Source organism: Mucilaginibacter phenanthrenivorans (assembly GCF_024721155.1).
Classification (GTDB): Bacteria; Bacteroidota; Bacteroidia; order Sphingobacteriales; family Sphingobacteriaceae; genus Mucilaginibacter; species Mucilaginibacter phenanthrenivorans.
In genome coordinates this window covers 102,789-119,977 of record NZ_JAHVAP010000015.1, presented here as the reverse complement: position 1 = coordinate 119,977, position 17,189 = coordinate 102,789, and the positions used below count along the sequence as shown (strand labels likewise).

Genomic DNA, 17,189 nt, shown 5'->3' with positions numbered 1-17,189 from the left:
AAATCCTTTTAAAGGTATCTACATAAATTGTTTATAACAAAGAAACCTCAAGACTTTCGACTTGAGGCTTCTTTGTTATCCTGTTGATCTTTCAGGAATATCCTAATCGTCAAAATTTAAGCAGGTGTAGCAACACCGGTAACCAAATCAACTATGTAAGCCGCTCCCGGGGTAAAAGTAACCTTTGCTTTATGTTTGCCCAAATACACAATAGTGCCATAATAGGTTGTAGTTATGGTCTTATAATTTAACTGTGGGCCAAACTCTGAACTTGTGGTTTTAAAACTTGTGGTACCGGCAGTAATATCAGCCGAACCCGAGGCAAAATTTACTTTAAGGCCTACCAAATAATAGATAGAAGCAGTTGAAACTGAATTAGGCGCTTCAATGTTCTTTGTTTCTACAAATGAGCTGAGAGAACCATCCATAGAAACAAGCTTGTAGGTTTGATCAAGTGCCTTAACAGCGTAATATTGCGTGATTGCGTAAGTATCGAAAACGAAGAGACTATGATTTAACACATTTACCAGGCTATCGCGAACTATGTATCCGTTAACCTGTCCTGCATCGCAGGTGTAAGTTAAATGAAGGTTCTCAAAATGTGTTTTAACGGTATCTACCATAGGGTTTATTCCTGTTTTAGTACTAAATGTTGTATCCATAACGAAACCACATAAAGGAACACTGCTAAGCAAAACCTTTTGATTTCCAACATCATGGGTGGCAAAAGGTGTAGTTATACCTTTGTTTACATCGGTTCCGCCGTATTGCCCTGTAATTGACTTATAAAATTGCGTACCGATAGTGCTGCTTAGCGTTTTGTAATCAATAACAGCTTTAGTGGTAGCACTGCTTGCTGACGGTGTATTCTGCTTTTTACAAGACGTGTAAAATAACACAACGGCTGCCAGCACAAATAATGTGCGGGTAAGGTTTAGTTTCATTTTGAGTGTTTTAAGAGGATAATTTATCGGAACAATGATACCTATAATAAAGCACATTAAAGCAAAGTAAGTACATAATATGAATATTAATCTATCAGTTAATCAATTGTTAACCAGCGAGAAACACCTGAAGTCTTTTCTCCAAAACATAGCAATATGATAAAATGTATATACCGGACGTATACTAAAAAAGCCTCAAGACTTTCGACTTGAGGCTTTTGACTTTTTGTCATCCTGTTGATCTTTCAGGAATATCCTAATCGTTAAATTTTAAGCAGGTGTAGCGACACCGGTTATCAAATCAACTATGTAGGCCGCTCCCGGGATAAAGGTAACCTTTGCCTTGTGATTGCCTAAATATTGGATAGTGCCATAATAGGTTGTAACATTATGTATATAGCTTGTTTCCGGGCCATACACTGTTGTAGTAGTTTTAAAACTTGTGGTACCGGCAGTAATATCAGCAGGGCCTGAAGCAAAGTTTACCCTAAGGCCAACTAAATAATAAATAGATGCGGTTGATTTTACAGAGAGTGCTTCACTGTTCCCGGTTGCCACCAGCGAGCTTAGTGAGCCGTCCATAGAAACGTACTTATAGGTTTGATCAAGCGCCTTAACAGCATAATTTTGCGTAACTGCGTAGGTGTTAGAAGCAAACAAATTTTGAACGGACACATTTACCAGGCTGTCGCGAACGAGATAACCGTCAACCCGACCCGCATCGCAGGTGTAGGTAAAATGGAAGTTCTCAAAATGCGTTGTAAAGGAAGCCGTTGCGGGGTTTACGGTTTCCGTTTTATACGTTGTGTCGATAATGGTACCACATAAAGGAGCTATGCTGTTAAGTGAAAACTTTTTGTTTGCGGCAACAGCTTCATCCGGTGAGGTTATGCCTTTATTTACGTCAGTTCCACCATATTGGCCAGTTATTGACTTATAAAATTGCGTGCCGATAGTGCTGCTTAGTGCTTTGTAATCAATAACAGCTTTGGTAGTGTTGCCTGCCGACGGTGCATTCTGCTTTTTACATGACGCGTAGCATACCACAATGACTGCCAATAAAACCAATGTGCGAGTAAGATTCAGTTTCATTTTGAGTGTTTTAAGAGGATAATTTATCAGAACAATTATACCTATAATAAAGTACATTCAAGCAAAAATAAGCACCCAATATAAATGTTAATCTATCAGTTAACTAATTGTTAACCAGCAAGAAATACCTGCCGATCTTTTCTCCAAAACATATCAATATAATATATGTATGCACCGGACGTATACTAAAAAAGCCTTGAAATTTTCGACTTGAGGCTTTTAATTAAAAGTGATCCCGGCTGGATTTTACACGAACCATTTTGTTGATCAATTAAGAAAAATTTGCGAGTGGGGTCACGGTTTATAATACATACTTACTTGGTTTTACCATGGTTTTGTTCGAGTACAACCCTTGTTATTTTTCCGTCAGATTGTATTTTATAGGTACCATTGTCATTTGTTATACGCCCCTGGTCACGGTCATCTTGTAATTGTATTGTCCCATTAGATATACATCCGCTTAGGGAGGTGTAATAAGGATGTTTAGCACCTTCATTATCAACGTATGTGCCTAAAGGTCCGTACCACGCTATCAGTATCCGTGAGATAAATCTGCCTTTTTTATCAATGGTCAAAAAATATTTTGTCGACTCTTCATCGGTTAACTTTTCATATATGATCCCTTTGTAAATTGAGGTAACTGTGACAGTTTTTATAAAATAATATTCAGCATTTGATATATCGTCTAATGTTTCTTGTGAAGTATCTTTATTCCAAACAGTTGTGTCCGAAACTGACCACATTTCATCAAACAAATATCTGCGTACATAATCTTCAGACAACTTCTTTTTTCCGTTAAAATACCGTTTTCTTTTATGTTCATACTCTTTTAACGTTGGTCCGTCATCTGCATAGTAATCTCCAGCGTCATTATAATCAGCACAAGCTAATGTGGTGTCAGCGCTAACCACATGCTTAATAACTGACTTATTAACGATTTTGATTCTTGACGAGGTAGTTTTAGAATGGTGGTTACAGGCTGTTAATAAAAAAAAAGCCGATAGTATTAAGATATAAAGGTTCTTCATTGAAAGGTAACAGGATTCTTTAAAGGTATCTACATAAATTGTTTAAAACAAAAAAGCCTCAAATCTTCCGACTCAAGGCTTCCTTAAAATGTGATCCCATCAGGATTCGAACCTGAGACCTACAGATTAGAAATCTGTTGCTCTATCCAGCTGAGCTATAGGACCATCTGCGTTATTCGCAGTACACACAAAGAGTTTCGAACATCTTTTGTGAAAACATTACGATTTCGCGGTGCAAATATGCAAAAATATGCCTGAAAAATCAAATAGCAGATTGGTAATTGCTGAAGTATTTCAATAACACAGCGTTTTTAAACCTTATAAACACGGCAGATACATAGTGTACAAATGACAAATTACTATTTACAGTAACTATCAAACCTTTACACATAAATATTTGTTAAATTATATATATAATTGCAAACAATTATAAACCAATTGCCCCGTAAAGCAAGAAATTTATATTTAACAATAAACAACTGAATTATTAAACATGCTTGGTTACAGGTATTTGTTTACTGGAATGGGATACGCGCCTTTAAAATTTGCTAACAAATCAACGTTAATTTTTGATGAAGATTTTTACTTTTTACAAAGCAAAGTGTTTTAATTACAATAAGTAAATCATACTTTTATCCGATTTTTTTAAATAAACTTATTTTATGATCATAATTGCTGACGGTGGCTCTACTAAAACCAACTGGTGCCTGGTTACCGAAGAAGGAAAAAAAGTATACTTTAACACAGAAGGTTATAATCCCTATTTTTCAAGTAAAGAGTACATCATCCAGTCGTTAGGTGAAAGCTTGCCGACAGACCTGGATAAGGATGCCATCACCGAAGTTAATTATTACGGCGCAGGCTGCTCAACCGACGAAATGCGCAACCTTGTTAAGGAAGCAATGCAGGTTGTATTCGCCAAATCAAAAGTTTATATCGGCCATGACCTGCTGGCAGCTGCACGTGCTTTGCTTGGTACCAACGAAGGTTTTGCAGCCATATTAGGTACAGGAACAAACACTTGCCTCTATAATGGTAAGGAAGTAACCATGAATATCGATTCGGGCGCGTATATTTTAGGTGACGAAGGCAGCGGATGTTACATCGGTAAAAAACTACTTGTAGATTATTTACGCGGCTATATGCCGGAGCCTGTGCGCAACCTGTTTTGGGAAACCTACAAGCTTACACCTGATGATGTGAACGAGCAGGTTTATACCCAGCCGCGCGCCAATCGCTTTTGTGCAAGCTTCAGCAAGTTTGTTTACGATAATAACGTACATATTGAATACTCCAGAAATTTGGTACGTACCTCGTTCGAAGATTTCTTCCGCAACCTGGTAACCCACTACCCTGATTATCAAAAATACAGCTTTAACTGTATCGGCTCAGTAGGCTACAACTTCCGCAATGTGTTGGAAGAATTGGTAGTTGAAAACGGCATGGTTGTGGGCAACATCATCCGCTCACCCATAGACAATTTGGTGAAGTTCCATTTGGAAATGGCGCATCAGTTGTAGTTAGTTAATTAGAGACTAGTTGATTAGAGATTAGTTGGGTTTGGAGACTAGCCAAAATATATAAGGCCCTTGCAATTAAATTGCAAGGGCCTTTCTTTTTCCTTCGGACTTCCGGACTTTACTGACTTTCGGACCAAAAAACTAATCTCTGGTCTCTAACCTCTAATTAACTAAACTCAACCCACCTTATCCAGGTTCAATTCATTATTAAAGATCTTCGCATATTTGCGGCGGTCGAATTTGTAGAGTTTTGCTGCGCGATAGGATACGCCTTTTTGCTTTTCGTCCAGTTCTTTTAAGAAGCCGTAACTCAGCATTTTCTTTCTGAAGTTCCGCTTGTCCAGCTTTTTGTTTAAAACCGCCTCGTAAAGCGATTGTAGCTGTGTAAGCGTAAACTTTTCAGGCAGCAGCTCAAATGCTATTGGCTGGTAATTTAAGCGGCGGCGGATCTTGTTAAAGCCGGTTTCAAAGATTTCAGAGTGGTCGAACGCCAGCTTGGGCAATTCGTTAACCGGGTGCCAAAAGGCTTTACGGGCGTATTGGGTAACCGGCCGTAGCTCCTTTTGCCCGTTTATGCGGATCAACGCATAGTAGGCAACCGTTATTACGCGGCCCTGCGGGTGACGGGCAACCTCTCCAAAAGTATGGAACTGTTGCATGTGCAGGTCGCGCAGGCCGGTAAGCTCATATAAAATACGTTCGGCAGCATCGTCAATGCTTTCATCCTGCTCAACTATATAGCCGGGCAAGGCAAGCCAGTCCTTAAAGGGCTCTTCGTTTCGTTCTATGAGTAATATTTTAAGTTCACCGGCTTCAAAACCGAATATTACACAATCGATTGAAAATACTGAGTTAAATGTGGGTAGCTTAACTTCCAAAGCGGGTAATTTTTAAGGAATAATATTGTTGTTAATTGGTTACCCGCTAAAGTAAAAAAAAAAATTAAATTTAAAGGTGTAAATTTTACACAGTATCTTCGTAGCTCCAAATTAATCTAACAAATGCAAAAAATATCAAAGCTTGCAGTTTTAACGTCGGGCGGTGATGCTCCGGGAATGAATCCCTGCATCCGTTCTATAGTTAGAACCGCCATCTATAATAAGTTACAGGTTGTAGGCATACGCCGTGGCTACCAGGGACTTATAGAGGATGACATGTACGAAATGCAAGCCCGTTCAGTAAGTAACATCCTAAATTTAGGGGGCACTATTTTAAAAACCGCCCGCTGTTTGCCCTTCCGTTCAGACGAAGGTATGGACCTGGCCTACCAGAACCTAAAAAAACAAGGCATTGACGCCCTGGTAGTTATTGGCGGCGATGGTACATTTACAGGCGCTTTGCGCTTTTCGAAAAAATTCCCTGATATTGCGGTGATGGGCGTACCCGGAACTATCGATAACGACCTTTACGGATCAACCTATACACTTGGATTTGATACTGCTACCAATACAGTTATTGAGGCCATAGACAAGATCCGTGATACGGCTGATGCGCACGACCGCTTGTTCTTTGTTGAGGTTATGGGCCGCGATTCGGGTGCAATTGCCCTGCGGGCGGGTATCTCATGCGGTGCAGAAGCAATAATGCTTCCCGAAAAGACTACGGCAATTGACGACCTGATAGAAAACCTTAAAAACGGCTCATTAAATAAAAAGTCGTCAAGTATAGTTATTGTTGCTGAAGGCGATAAAAACGGCGGCGCTTATGATATTGCCAAAAAAGTGCAGAAGGAAGTAAAGCAATACGACGTAAAAGTTACCATATTAGGGCACCTGCAGCGCGGAGGCAGCCCGTCGGCGTTCGATAGGGTGCTGGGAAGTCGCCTTGGCTATGCTGCTGTGAACGCGTTATTAGCAGGCAAAACACAATCGATGGTTGGTTTGGAAGCCAATTTCATTAAAATAACAAGCCTCGAAGAGGCACTTAATCAACATACATTTAAACTGGAAGAAGATTTGATGCAGATGGCCGAAATACTATCGATCTAAATGAACGCAGTTGTATATAGCGGATCAAATTACGCCGAGTGGCGGCTATTCGACAGGGAGCGGACCATCGCTTCCTTTAAAACAGCCGGTATAAACCCGTATTTTAACGACGAAAAACAGATCATACAGCTGCTCAGCAAAAATATCAACCTCATTCATCACGCCGAAGAAATAAAAAGGATCTACTTTTTCGGCGCGGGTTCATTCACACCTGAACTTAAAAACACCGTTCATACCGCGTTTTCCATATTTTTCAAATTCGGCAAGGTAAGCGTTGAGCACGACATTACGGCGGCGGCGATTGCCTGCTGCAAAAATTCACCTGGCATCATCAGCATCATCGGCAGCGGATCAAATGCGGCCTGGTACGATGGAAAAAAGGTAAAGCCAAACAATTATGGGCTGGGTTACATTTTAGCCGATGAGGGATCTGGCAATTGGCTTGGCCGTCAACTGGTTAAGGGTTATATGAACGAAACATTGCCGGAGCATATCCGCAAAAAGTTTGTACAGCGCTATGATCCTGAGCGCACAACCCTGCTCGAAAAAATTTACCGGCAAAAACAACCGGCTGTTTACCTGAGTTCATTCACCGAGTTTTTTGTTGATAACCAGGAAGATAGCCACATAAAAGGCATCATCAGAGCAGGCTTCGACAAGCTGATGACCACCTATTTATTACCCCTGCATGATGAACATCCCGAAGCTTTTTTGTATTTTGCGGGCTCTGTTGCTGCAAGCTTTCAAAATGAATTAAAAGAGGCAGCTGCCGGTGCAAATCTTAAAGTTGCCACTATAATTAAGGAACCAATAAACAATTTGCTTACATATTACGCTAACAGAACTTAAAAAGTACTACTCAATTAAAAATTAATAAAATCATGAAAATAGGAATTAACGGTTTCGGCCGTATTGGCCGCCTGGCATTCAGAGCTGCAATTGAAAGACCAGACATTGAAGTTGTTGGTATTAATGACCTTGTTGAGCCTGACTACATGGCTTACATGTTAAAATACGACTCAACCCACGGTCAGTTCAAGGGCACTATTGCTGTTGAAGGTGGTCATTTGGTAGTAAACGGAAAAACTATCCGCGTAACTGCTGAAAAAGACCCTGCTAACTTAAAATGGAATGAAGTTGGTGCGGAAATTATTATTGAATCAACAGGCTTGTTCCTTACACAGGAAACAGCTCAAAAACATATTGATGCCGGCGCTAAGAAGGTTGTAATGAGTGCTCCTGCAAAGGACGATACCCCTACTTTTGTAATGGGTGTTAACAACAAAAAATTAACCGCCGAGCATACCATTGTATCAAACGCATCATGTACCACCAACTGCCTTGCTCCTATCGCAAAGGTATTGAATGACAGCTTTGGTATTGAAGAAGGCTTAATGAGCACCGTACACGCGGTTACAGCTACCCAAAAAACAGTTGACAGCCCATCGGCTAAGGACTGGAGAGGTGGCCGTGGCGCTTACCAGAACATCATCCCTTCATCAACAGGTGCCGCTAAGGCGGTTACTTTAGTTATCCCTGAATTAAAGGGTAAATTAACAGGTATGTCGTTCCGTGTTCCGGTTGCCGACGTTTCTGTTGTTGACTTAACTGTACGTCTTAAAAAAGGCGCCAGCTACGACCAAATCAAAGCTGCTATGAAAACAGCATCAGAAGGCGAACTAAAGGGTATTTTAGGATATACTGAAGATGACGTGGTTTCTGAAGATTTCAAAGGCGATGCACGTACATCAATTTTTGATGCTAAGGCAGGTATTGCTTTGAATGATAACTTCGTTAAGGTTGTATCATGGTATGATAACGAATGGGGTTATTCAAACAAACTGATCGACCTTGTTCAGGAATTAGGTAAAGTTTAATTAAAGCTTTTATTCATTATAGGAAAAGCTCCCCGATTTATTGGGGAGCTTTTTTTATAATATAACTTTCCATAACCGCGTTAAAACAAAATGCGTCTTTCTTAATTTATTAGGTATGATATTATTTTCATTTGCAGGTAATATGGATGTCGAGCATTTTGCAAAAACTGTTCCGTCTGCCAAAAAGATTGGCATTGCCAAACTGCCGGGTTATAACTTCATATTCAATAAAACTGCCGATGATCTTTCGTCAAAGGCGAATATCCTGCAATCATCCGACCCTAACGACTGTGTATGGGGGGTGCTGGTATCCCTAGATGACAAGGAAAAATCAAACTTTTTTAATGCTGAAACATTTAGCAGCGACTTTATGCTGGAAACTGTTACCTGCATTGATCTCAACAACAAAATTTATACTGCCTGCGCCTTTGTTGCCCTACCCCATGCTGTAAACACGCACCTGCTACCTTACGACTGGTACCTGAAAAAGGTGATTGGCCTTGCTAAAAATGCGGGGCTACCGGAAGACTATATCAAAAAAATATCCATGATGCCATTCAAAGTTGATCCGGATGACGAGAGGCGGGAAAAAAGATTGAATAAGTAAAAAAATAAGCGCTGCAATCTCCTCATAAACTGAAGGTAAAAGCATTTCTTGCTATATTGAGCACGTAAAACTTCGCTATTGCTGTTAAATGCTTTTTAACTCCGTTCAGTTTATTATTTTCTTTATAGCGGTAGTTACTGCGTTTTATTTAACGCCCTTTAAATGGCGATGGTTGCTGTTACTGGCTGCCAGCTGCTATTTCTACATGGCCTACATCCCGGTTTACATCCTGATACTGGCGTTTACCATTACCATTGATTATTTTGTCGGCATTTATTTGGAGCGAACTACAGGGCGTGCAAAAAAACTGTTGCTCGTAATAAGCATTCTTTCGAACATCGGAATTTTGGGCTTTTATAAATATTACAACTTTGTTGCAGGCAATATCTCCGTATTACTGAATCACGTTGGCTATCATGGCAGTATTCCGCTGTCTCATTTTATATTACCTATCGGGCTTTCCTTCCACACATTCCAGGCGCTGAGCTACATTATCGAGGTTTACCGGGGCACTCAAAAGGCCGAAAGACATTTTGGTATCTATGCATTGTATGTCATGTTCTTCCCACAGATGGTGGCAGGACCAATTGAGCGGCCGCAAAACATTATCTACCAGTTTTACGAAAAGCAAACGCTTAATGTCGACAATATTTCATCGGGCTTAAAGCTGATGCTAAGAGGCTTTTTTAAAAAGCTGGTGGTTGCCGACCGTATCGCCATCTATGTAAACGCTGTGTATAAAGCCCCGCTTCATCACGACGGCAAAACTGTGCTGGTGGCAACCTTTTTATTTGCGTTCCAGATCTATTGTGATTTTTCAGGATACTCCGACATTGCCCTTGGCGCAGCCAGGGTGTTAGGCTTTAAGCTGCTAACCAATTTTAACCAGCCATACCTGGCCCGCAACGTGAGCGAATTTTGGAAAAGGTGGCACATATCGTTAACTACGTGGTTTAGAGATTACCTGTACATTCCAATGGGCGGTAACCGGGTAACATTACCAATGGCTTACTTTAACCTGCTTGTTGTTTTTGTTATAAGTGGTTTGTGGCACGGCGCCAGCTGGAACTTTGTTATCTGGGGTGCATTGAACGGTTTTTATTTGATCTTTTTAAGGCTAACCCGAAAGTTCTGGCCGGTATTTTTCAGGGTAACCTATTTAGATAAGATTCCCGTATTAAAAATAATGCTGCAGGTGATGGTGACCACGCTTTTCATTACCATTTCGTGGGTGTTTTTCAGAGCAAACAACTTTACAGAGTCTGTCATTGTGCTTAAAAAGATCTTCTCATTCAGCGGCACTGTATGGCGCGGCGAATACACGTTGTTTTATTGTATTATAGGCATCCTCATCCTATTGGCTTACGAGGTTAAGACCGAATATTTCAACAAACGGTTTACCGTGTTCAATAGTTCCAATTCGTTTATAAGAAATTTCTCATACGGGCTACTGGTAATTGCCATCATAATGCTTGGCGTATTTGATGGCGGCCAGTTTATTTACTTTCAATTTTGACGATGAGCTATAATTTAAAGGCATTGATAAAAAAGCTGGTGCTGTTCATCCTATTGCTAATTGTGCTTGATTATACGACAGGCAGCGTGTTAAAATATTTTTATTTCAAGCATGACTCGATAATTGGCAACACAACAACCTACGTCGCCAACTATGCTGATCAGCAATTGCTGGTCATAGGATCATCCCACGCTGTACATCATTACGTTGCGAAACAACTGGCGGACAGTGTGCATTTGAGCTGTTATAATACCGGAGCCAGGGGTAATTACCTGCTATATTCATATGCGATGTTGAAATGTGTTCTACAGCGTTATACACCAAAGATTATTATCCTTGATATAAGAGCTGATGAATTCAGCGTGAACCCGGCCGGGTATGATCATCTATCTTCCCTGTTACCTTACTATGACCAACACCCTGAAATTCGCTCAATAATTAATCAGCGATCTGCATTCGAAAAAATAAAGGTTCTGTCAAAAACTTACCAGTTTAATTCGCAGCTTTTTTCTATAATTAATCGCAACATTTATAAGAACAAAACGGAGTTTAAGGCTGATAGCCTGTTGGGATTCATCCCATTAACTGATACCATCAAGACTGTATTTAAGGGAAACTATTATACGGATAGTGCTATTGACCAAAATTATGTTAACGTTTATAAATCGTTCCTTACCGAATGTTTGAAACGACACATTAAGGTATTCGTTTTTATTTCACCGGTACTGCCGAAATTGCGCTCGAACACCCGCACATCGCAAATTGCCGCAAAAATTGCTACTGACACCCATGTGCCCTTCTTCGACTTCGCTAACGATGACCGTTTCAAGAACAAGGTTTATTTTTTTGATGATGAACACCTCAATATAAATGGGGCGAAAAGATACACATCTGTAATTATTGAGAAGATCAAACAGATCAAACCATTATCAGTTCAATAAAGGCCTTATTATAAATATTCAGATTAACTGTCAAATAACTACATCAATTCCCCATCCTTTTTCTCGTGGTAAGTTTTGTAGGAGAGGTAAAAGAAGAAGATAGAAATAATTGTATTAAGCCCTAACCTGGGATAATTCAGCGCCGGATATGTGGTAACAGCCTGGTAAATAACTAACCCTAAGGCAAGTATTCCGGCTATTAAATAAAGGATACGGTATTTAGGGTTCATAATTTTAAGTTCTAATCTTTTAACAACCGGGTATCTGACAATAATGTTTTAGCAGCGACTAATAAGGGCTAGAATGCAAACAGTCTTCAAATAAACCATTTTTCAATGACTATTTGAAGACTGTTCAACTAAATATCTTTATTAGTAAATATTATCTAACTCTGGTACGACTTCACCTTACTGGTTTTCAGGGTTCCAGTTTCCTCAACAGGGTATGTTCTGTATGCAAGAAAAAAGAAAACCATATCCGGGGCCGCAATTAACAAAACTCTTAACGGATTGATATCCGGGTACGCAATAAATGCATCATAACCAAGAAATGCAAATCCGGCAAAGCCAATCATCAGGTACAGTGAACGATATTTAGGGTTCATAATATGGATTGACCCGTCTTAAAGAATCAATGTACTTATTACGCAACCGGGATAAAAAAGGTTCCTTTAACTTAGCTAAGTTATTAACATTCAGATAACTATTTTTTTAATTCGTATTTAGCGGGTACAACAGCTGCCTTTTTAAATATTACTGCTGCCAAAGGCGGAATGGTTATTAAAATTGAATTATCCCTGCCATGCCAGTTAATAGCATCGGTAGCGAATTGTCCGTTATTTTCAACACCGCTGCCCCAGAATCTTTTTGCATCGGAATTAAAGATCTCGGTCCATTTGCCCTTCGTTGGCATACCGATCCTATAACCATGGTGTGTTATTGGCGTCATGTTTAAGATAACAACCAGGTCGTTCTCAACATCGTGCCCCTTGCGGTTATAAACCAATATCGAATCGTTTGAGTTGCCGCCGTCAACCCATTCAAAGCTGCTCCATTCAAAGCCTTTTTCGTAAAGTGCGGGTTCATCGCGGTATAAATGGTTCAATGCCTTTACGGTTTCCTTTATTCCCTGGTGGTTAGGGTATTCAAGCAGGTACCAGTCAAGCGAATTTTGGAAGTTCCATTCTGTGCCTTGCCCAAATTCGGCTCCCATAAACAGCAGCTTTGTACCGGGATGGGTAAACATATAGCTGTAAAGCAAACGCAGGTTGGCAAATTGCTGCCATTCGTCACCCGGCATCTTACGCAGCATCGACCCTTTTCCGTAAACTACCTCGTCATGCGAGAAGGGCAGCATAAAGTTTTCTGTAAAGGCATAGATCAGGCTAAAAGTGATCTGGTTGTGGTGATATTTACGATAAAGCGGATCAGTCGAAAAATATTTTATAGAATCGTGCATCCAGCCCATCATCCATTTCATACCAAAGCCCAAGCCACCAGTGTAAACCGGTCGACTCACTCCCGTAAATGAGGTGGATTCCTCAGCGATGGTTTGTGTGTCGGGGAAGATGCTGTAAACCGCCTCGTTAAATTCCTTTAGGAATGAGATAGCTTCCAGGTTTTCGTTCCCACCGTACATATTGGTTTCCCATTCACCGTGTTTACGTGAGTAATCAAGGTACAGCATGGACGCTACTGCATCTACACGCAGTCCGTCGGCATGGTACCTGTCCAGCCAAAAAATAGCATTGCTTATTAAAAACGCGCGAACCTCGTTACGTCCGTAATTAAATATGTACGATTTCCAATCAGGGTGAAATCCTTTGCGCGGATCGGCGTGCTCATAAAGGTGCGTACCGTCAAATTTGTATAGGGCGTGAATGTCACCCGGGAAGTGGGATGGTACCCAATCCAGGATCACCCCTACTCCTGCCTTATGCAATTCCTCAATCAAATACATCAGTTGTTGAGGCGTACCATATCTTGATGATGCGGCAAAGAAGCCAGTGATCTGGTATCCCCAGCTCGGGTAATATGGATGCTCCATTATCGGCATAAACTCCACGTGCGTAAAGCCCATTTCCTTGATGTAAGGCACTAATCTCTCGGCAAGCTGATCATATGTTAAAAATTCATCAGGGCTTTCGTAGCTCCTTGCCCACGAGCCAATATGCATTTCGTAAACCGAATATGGCCTGTTCAGCGCGTTATGCCCCTCACGTGTGGCCATCCATTCATTATCCTTCCACTCGTAAAAAGTGTCAGCAACTATGGATGCTGTTTTTGGAGCAACTTCCCAGCGTAATGCAAACGGATCGCTTTTTTCAAGGTCCTCTCCTGTAGATGATTTGATGTAATATTTATACGTTTCGCCAACGCCTATGTTGGGTATAAAGCCCTCCCATATCCCCGAGCCATCCCAGCGAACATATAAGGGATGTGAGCCACGGTTCCAGCCGTTAAAATTGGCAATCAGCGACACATACTGTGCATTTGGCGCCCAAACAGAAAAGTAAGTACCTACAACACCATTAAATTCAATTACATGTGAACCAAATTTTTCATACAGCTTGTAATGCTTGCCCGACTTAAACAGGGCAATATCGAAATCGGTAAAACTGCTGTACACTTCAACGGCATTTAAAACCGGTGGTGGCGGCGCTAATACAACTGTGGTTGTTTTTTTAGTGGTTTTAGGCGCAGCAGCTTCCTTCTTTGCGGCAGGTTTAGCTTTCGGTTTAGCAGGTGCAGTCTCTTTTACAGGGGCCTCTGCCTTTGGCTTAACTGTTTTTTTTGCTGCCGCAGATTTAGCTGCAGGCTTTGCAGGTTCCGTTTGATCGTGTTTTTTTGCCATAGTGCAGAAGGGCCATAAGGCCTTTAGGGTAAAATATTTGAGGTCGGTAATTGGTTTATAACAAATATAGCGATAAGAGGTTGAGGATTTCTTTTTATGAAGCGATAAACTTACGAAGTTTTAAAAACTTCGTAAGTTCCAATTATTCCGCGTTCAACTGATCTCTGACCACTAATCTCTATTTCACAATCTCTATCTGCTTAAAGTTCTTGGTGAATTTAAATTCAACGTTTTTATTTTCGTCGATGCTGAATGGCACGTCCTTCCCGTCCGCTAAGATCCTGGTGGGAGCAAATGGCAAACCTATCACATTAAAATGATAGCTTTCGTAGCGTGGCGTATAAAGCCCCTCCATAGATTGTTGAATGGTTAACAGCGTACTTTTGCCGCTTACTACAAATTTCTTCTCCAGGTAAATATCCTGTTCGTAGGCAAACGTTTCGCCGTAATCCTCAAACAGGAACGAATTAACCTCGTAATTGCTGTAATAGATATTCAGCTTTACCTCCTCAATTTCCTTTTCGCCAACATATTGCATTACAGGATATTCAGGAATAACAGAGCCTGCCTTTACGAAAATCGGGATGGTTTCCAACGGTGTAGGCACCAGTACTTCCTGTCCACCATCAACCATTTCGTAGGTCCAGAAGTTATACCATTTGCCTTTTGGCAGGTAAACCATGCGGCTTTGCTGACCAGGTTCAAGTACAGGGCAAATCAGGATCTTATCACCATAAGTAAACTCGTCCTGGCGGAAATGGTTGCTGATCTCGTCCTGCTCCTGCATCACAATCGGCCTTAAAATAGGAAAGCCGTAACGGTGATGCTCCCAGAAGGTTGAATATAAATAAGGCAGCATGCGGTAACGCAGCTCTATAAATTTGCGGTTGATATCGGTAAACGGCGCCCCAAAGCTCCATGGCTCACGCTCCTTGGTATCACCGGCAGAGTGTGCACGCATAAACGGAGAAAATGTTCCCATCTGGATCCAGCGGGTAAACAGCTCGCCGTCAGGCTCGCCGCTAAAGCCGCCAATGTCAGTTCCACAGAAGGAAATGCCCGATGTAGATAATCGCTGCATCTGGATATTACCCAGCTTCAGGTGCTCCCACGATGCTACATTATCCCCTGTCCAAACAGACGAGTAACGCTGCACACCTGAATAGCCCGCCCTTGTGATAGTAAAAGGACGCTTATTTTTCATCAGTTTGCGCAAACCTTCGTAAGTAGCGCGCACCATTTGCATTCCATAAACATTATGGGCCTTGCGGTGTGATCCGCGGAAGCCATCATATTGGTGACGAACATCGTCAGGGAACGTACCTGCACCAAATACGGCCGGCTCGTTCATATCATTCCAAACACCCGCTACGCCTAATTGAACCAGCTCGTCAAACAAGCCTCCCCACCATTCGCGTACTTCGGGATTGGTAAAATCAGGAAACTGGCAACGGCCCGGCCATACGTGGCCCTCCATAAAGTAATCATCACAGCGGCGGCAGAAATATCGTTTTTCCTTACCCTCTTTAAACACCGAATAATTATCATCTACCCTGATGCCCGGATCAATAATCACTACGGTTTTAAAGCCGTCAGCGATTAATTCTTTAATCATCTTTTTAGGATCGGGGAAATATTTGCGGTTCCAGGTAAAGCAGCGGTACCCGTCCATATAATCTATGTCGAGATAAATTCCGTCACATGGAATTTTATTCTCACGGAAGCCGTTGGCAATCTTTCTCACCTTGGCCTCAGGGTAATAGCTCCACCTACATTGGTGATAGCCAAATGCCCAAAGCGGCGGCATAGGGTGGGTACCGGTTAAATAATGGTAACTTTTTACCACGTCCATCATGTGCGGCCCGTGGATATAGTAATATTGCAATTCGCCTCCATCAGCCCAAAAACTGGTCTTTGTGGGGTCTTCTGCACCAAAATCAAAATGTGCCTTAAACGTATTATCGAAGAAGATGCCGTGGGCTATACCATCGTTTAAGCTGATATAGAACGGAATGCTGCGGTAAAGCGGATCCTGGTTCCAGGCAAATGAATAAGCATCTGTGTTCCAGTTTCTTAATCTTTTTCCGCGCAGGTTAAGCTCGGTGGGTTTATCGCCCAGCCCGAAAAAGCTTTCCTTTTCAGAGCAGGTTTTTGTACAGTAAACATAATAGCCGCCAAACTTAACATTCTCCTCCCAATGCATCGGCACAGCGTCCGAACTGGTAATATGGTCCTGGCTATCAGAAAATGATATAAAGAAATCTTCCTTACGGATATGGCAATGTACAGCGCTGGTTGACACACGAAATTCCAGTGCATCTTCATGTAAGGCAAATGCAATTGCCTTATGTTCCAGCTTAGGTACCGCGTACGAGAATTCTTCCAAAAACACGCCGTGCGGTGCTAACCTTACACGGATGATTTCGTCTGTAATTACGGTTACCTCTACTTTTGCATCCCCATCGGTAAAAAAAAACTTATTATCCTGTTGGTCGACGTGATTGGGCACGCCAAGGTATTTCTTGATGATGGGTTTTATTCCATCTGCAGGATTATTAAGGTGATGAAACTCTTCTTCCTCTTCTATTAAACTATTAGCTATCAGCTCCTGGTTAAGTATATTGTCTTCCATTAAATATTTTTAGTCTCTATCCCCAAACAAACACATTGTGTATCCTGTACGCAATATACAATAATACATATTTTTCTAAAACCATTAACCGTGCCAAATACAGTTTTTTGTTAAAGTTGATTTCATTTATGGAGACGGTACCTTTTTAAAGATATCAACAAAAATAAGTGGGATTTTTAGTGCATCAGGGT

The 17,189-nt window shown here is 41.2% G+C and carries 15 protein-coding genes and 1 tRNA gene; 7 read left to right on the top strand and 9 right to left on the bottom strand.

What is annotated here, in order from left to right; genetic code table 11:
• Positions 1-116: 116 nt before the first annotated feature.
• The 4 genes from KXD93_RS27120 to KXD93_RS27105 all read right to left on the bottom strand — a co-directional run bounded on the left by KXD93_RS27120 (position 117) and on the right by KXD93_RS27105 (position 3,229).
• A complete protein-coding gene (locus tag KXD93_RS27120; RefSeq protein WP_258140675.1) occupies positions 117-944 on the bottom strand; it encodes a hypothetical protein in 828 nt (275 codons plus the stop codon).
• A 270-nt stretch (positions 945-1,214) separates the two neighbouring features.
• Positions 1,215-2,036 (bottom strand): hypothetical protein, encoded by an 822-nt coding sequence (locus KXD93_RS27115; protein WP_258140674.1) that lies wholly within the window; start codon positions 2,034-2,036, stop codon positions 1,215-1,217.
• A 314-nt stretch (positions 2,037-2,350) separates the two neighbouring features.
• Positions 2,351-3,064: a hypothetical protein gene (locus KXD93_RS27110; protein ID WP_258140673.1), complete on the bottom strand. Its 714-nt coding sequence runs from the start codon at positions 3,062-3,064 to the stop codon at positions 2,351-2,353.
• A 91-nt stretch (positions 3,065-3,155) separates the two neighbouring features.
• Positions 3,156-3,229 (bottom strand) — tRNA-Arg (locus KXD93_RS27105).
• Between the two features lie 497 nt (positions 3,230-3,726).
• On the opposite strand from KXD93_RS27105, the gene KXD93_RS27100 reads away from it, so the two are divergent.
• On the top strand, positions 3,727-4,584 hold the full coding sequence (locus tag KXD93_RS27100; RefSeq protein ID WP_258140672.1) for an N-acetylglucosamine kinase: 858 nt from the start codon (positions 3,727-3,729) through the stop codon (positions 4,582-4,584).
• A gap of 176 nt (positions 4,585-4,760) precedes the next feature.
• On the opposite strand, the gene KXD93_RS27095 is transcribed toward KXD93_RS27100, so the two are convergent.
• Positions 4,761-5,462 carry an NUDIX hydrolase gene (locus tag KXD93_RS27095; protein WP_258140671.1) on the bottom strand — a complete coding sequence of 234 codons (702 nt, stop codon included), beginning with the start codon at positions 5,460-5,462 and terminating at the stop codon, positions 4,761-4,763.
• 123 nt (positions 5,463-5,585) lie between these two features.
• Here KXD93_RS27095 and pfkA point away from each other — a divergent pair, with 123 nt between their 5' ends.
• The 6 genes from pfkA (at position 5,586) to KXD93_RS27065 (ending at position 11,513) form a co-directional block, all read left to right on the top strand.
• Positions 5,586-6,572, top strand: a complete 987-nt coding sequence (pfkA, locus tag KXD93_RS27090; RefSeq protein ID WP_258140670.1) for a 6-phosphofructokinase — start codon at positions 5,586-5,588, stop codon at positions 6,570-6,572.
• Complete coding sequence (locus KXD93_RS27085; protein ID WP_258140669.1) at positions 6,573-7,421, top strand: hypothetical protein; 849 nt, start codon at positions 6,573-6,575, stop codon at positions 7,419-7,421.
• A gap of 32 nt (positions 7,422-7,453) precedes the next feature.
• Positions 7,454-8,449, top strand: coding sequence for a type I glyceraldehyde-3-phosphate dehydrogenase (gene gap / locus KXD93_RS27080; protein WP_258140668.1), 996 nt, complete (start codon positions 7,454-7,456; stop codon positions 8,447-8,449).
• A gap of 115 nt (positions 8,450-8,564) precedes the next feature.
• Positions 8,565-9,056 (top strand): gamma-glutamylcyclotransferase family protein, encoded by a 492-nt coding sequence (locus KXD93_RS27075; protein ID WP_258140667.1) that lies wholly within the window; start codon positions 8,565-8,567, stop codon positions 9,054-9,056.
• 88 nt (positions 9,057-9,144) lie between these two features.
• Complete coding sequence (locus KXD93_RS27070) at positions 9,145-10,572, top strand: MBOAT family O-acyltransferase (protein WP_258140666.1); 1,428 nt, start codon at positions 9,145-9,147, stop codon at positions 10,570-10,572.
• Between the two features lie 2 nt (positions 10,573-10,574).
• Positions 10,575-11,513, top strand: a complete 939-nt coding sequence (locus KXD93_RS27065) for an SGNH/GDSL hydrolase family protein (RefSeq protein ID WP_258140665.1) — start codon at positions 10,575-10,577, stop codon at positions 11,511-11,513.
• Between the two features lie 38 nt (positions 11,514-11,551).
• Here KXD93_RS27065 and KXD93_RS27060 read toward each other — a convergent pair whose 3' ends face one another.
• The 4 genes from KXD93_RS27060 to KXD93_RS27045 all read right to left on the bottom strand — a co-directional run bounded on the left by KXD93_RS27060 (position 11,552) and on the right by KXD93_RS27045 (position 16,998).
• On the bottom strand, positions 11,552-11,743 hold the full coding sequence (locus KXD93_RS27060; protein ID WP_258140664.1) for a hypothetical protein: 192 nt from the start codon (positions 11,741-11,743) through the stop codon (positions 11,552-11,554).
• 155 nt (positions 11,744-11,898) lie between these two features.
• The gene (locus tag KXD93_RS27055) at positions 11,899-12,117 is read right to left on the bottom strand and encodes a hypothetical protein (protein ID WP_258140662.1); all 219 of its coding nucleotides are present in this window, start codon (positions 12,115-12,117) and stop codon (positions 11,899-11,901) included.
• Between the two features lie 98 nt (positions 12,118-12,215).
• A complete protein-coding gene (gene glgB, locus KXD93_RS27050; protein WP_258140661.1) occupies positions 12,216-14,366 on the bottom strand; it encodes a 1,4-alpha-glucan branching protein GlgB in 2,151 nt (716 codons plus the stop codon).
• A gap of 178 nt (positions 14,367-14,544) precedes the next feature.
• On the bottom strand, positions 14,545-16,998 hold the full coding sequence (locus tag KXD93_RS27045) for a glycoside hydrolase family 31 protein (RefSeq protein ID WP_258140660.1): 2,454 nt from the start codon (positions 16,996-16,998) through the stop codon (positions 14,545-14,547).
• Between the last annotated feature and the right edge of the window lie 191 nt (positions 16,999-17,189).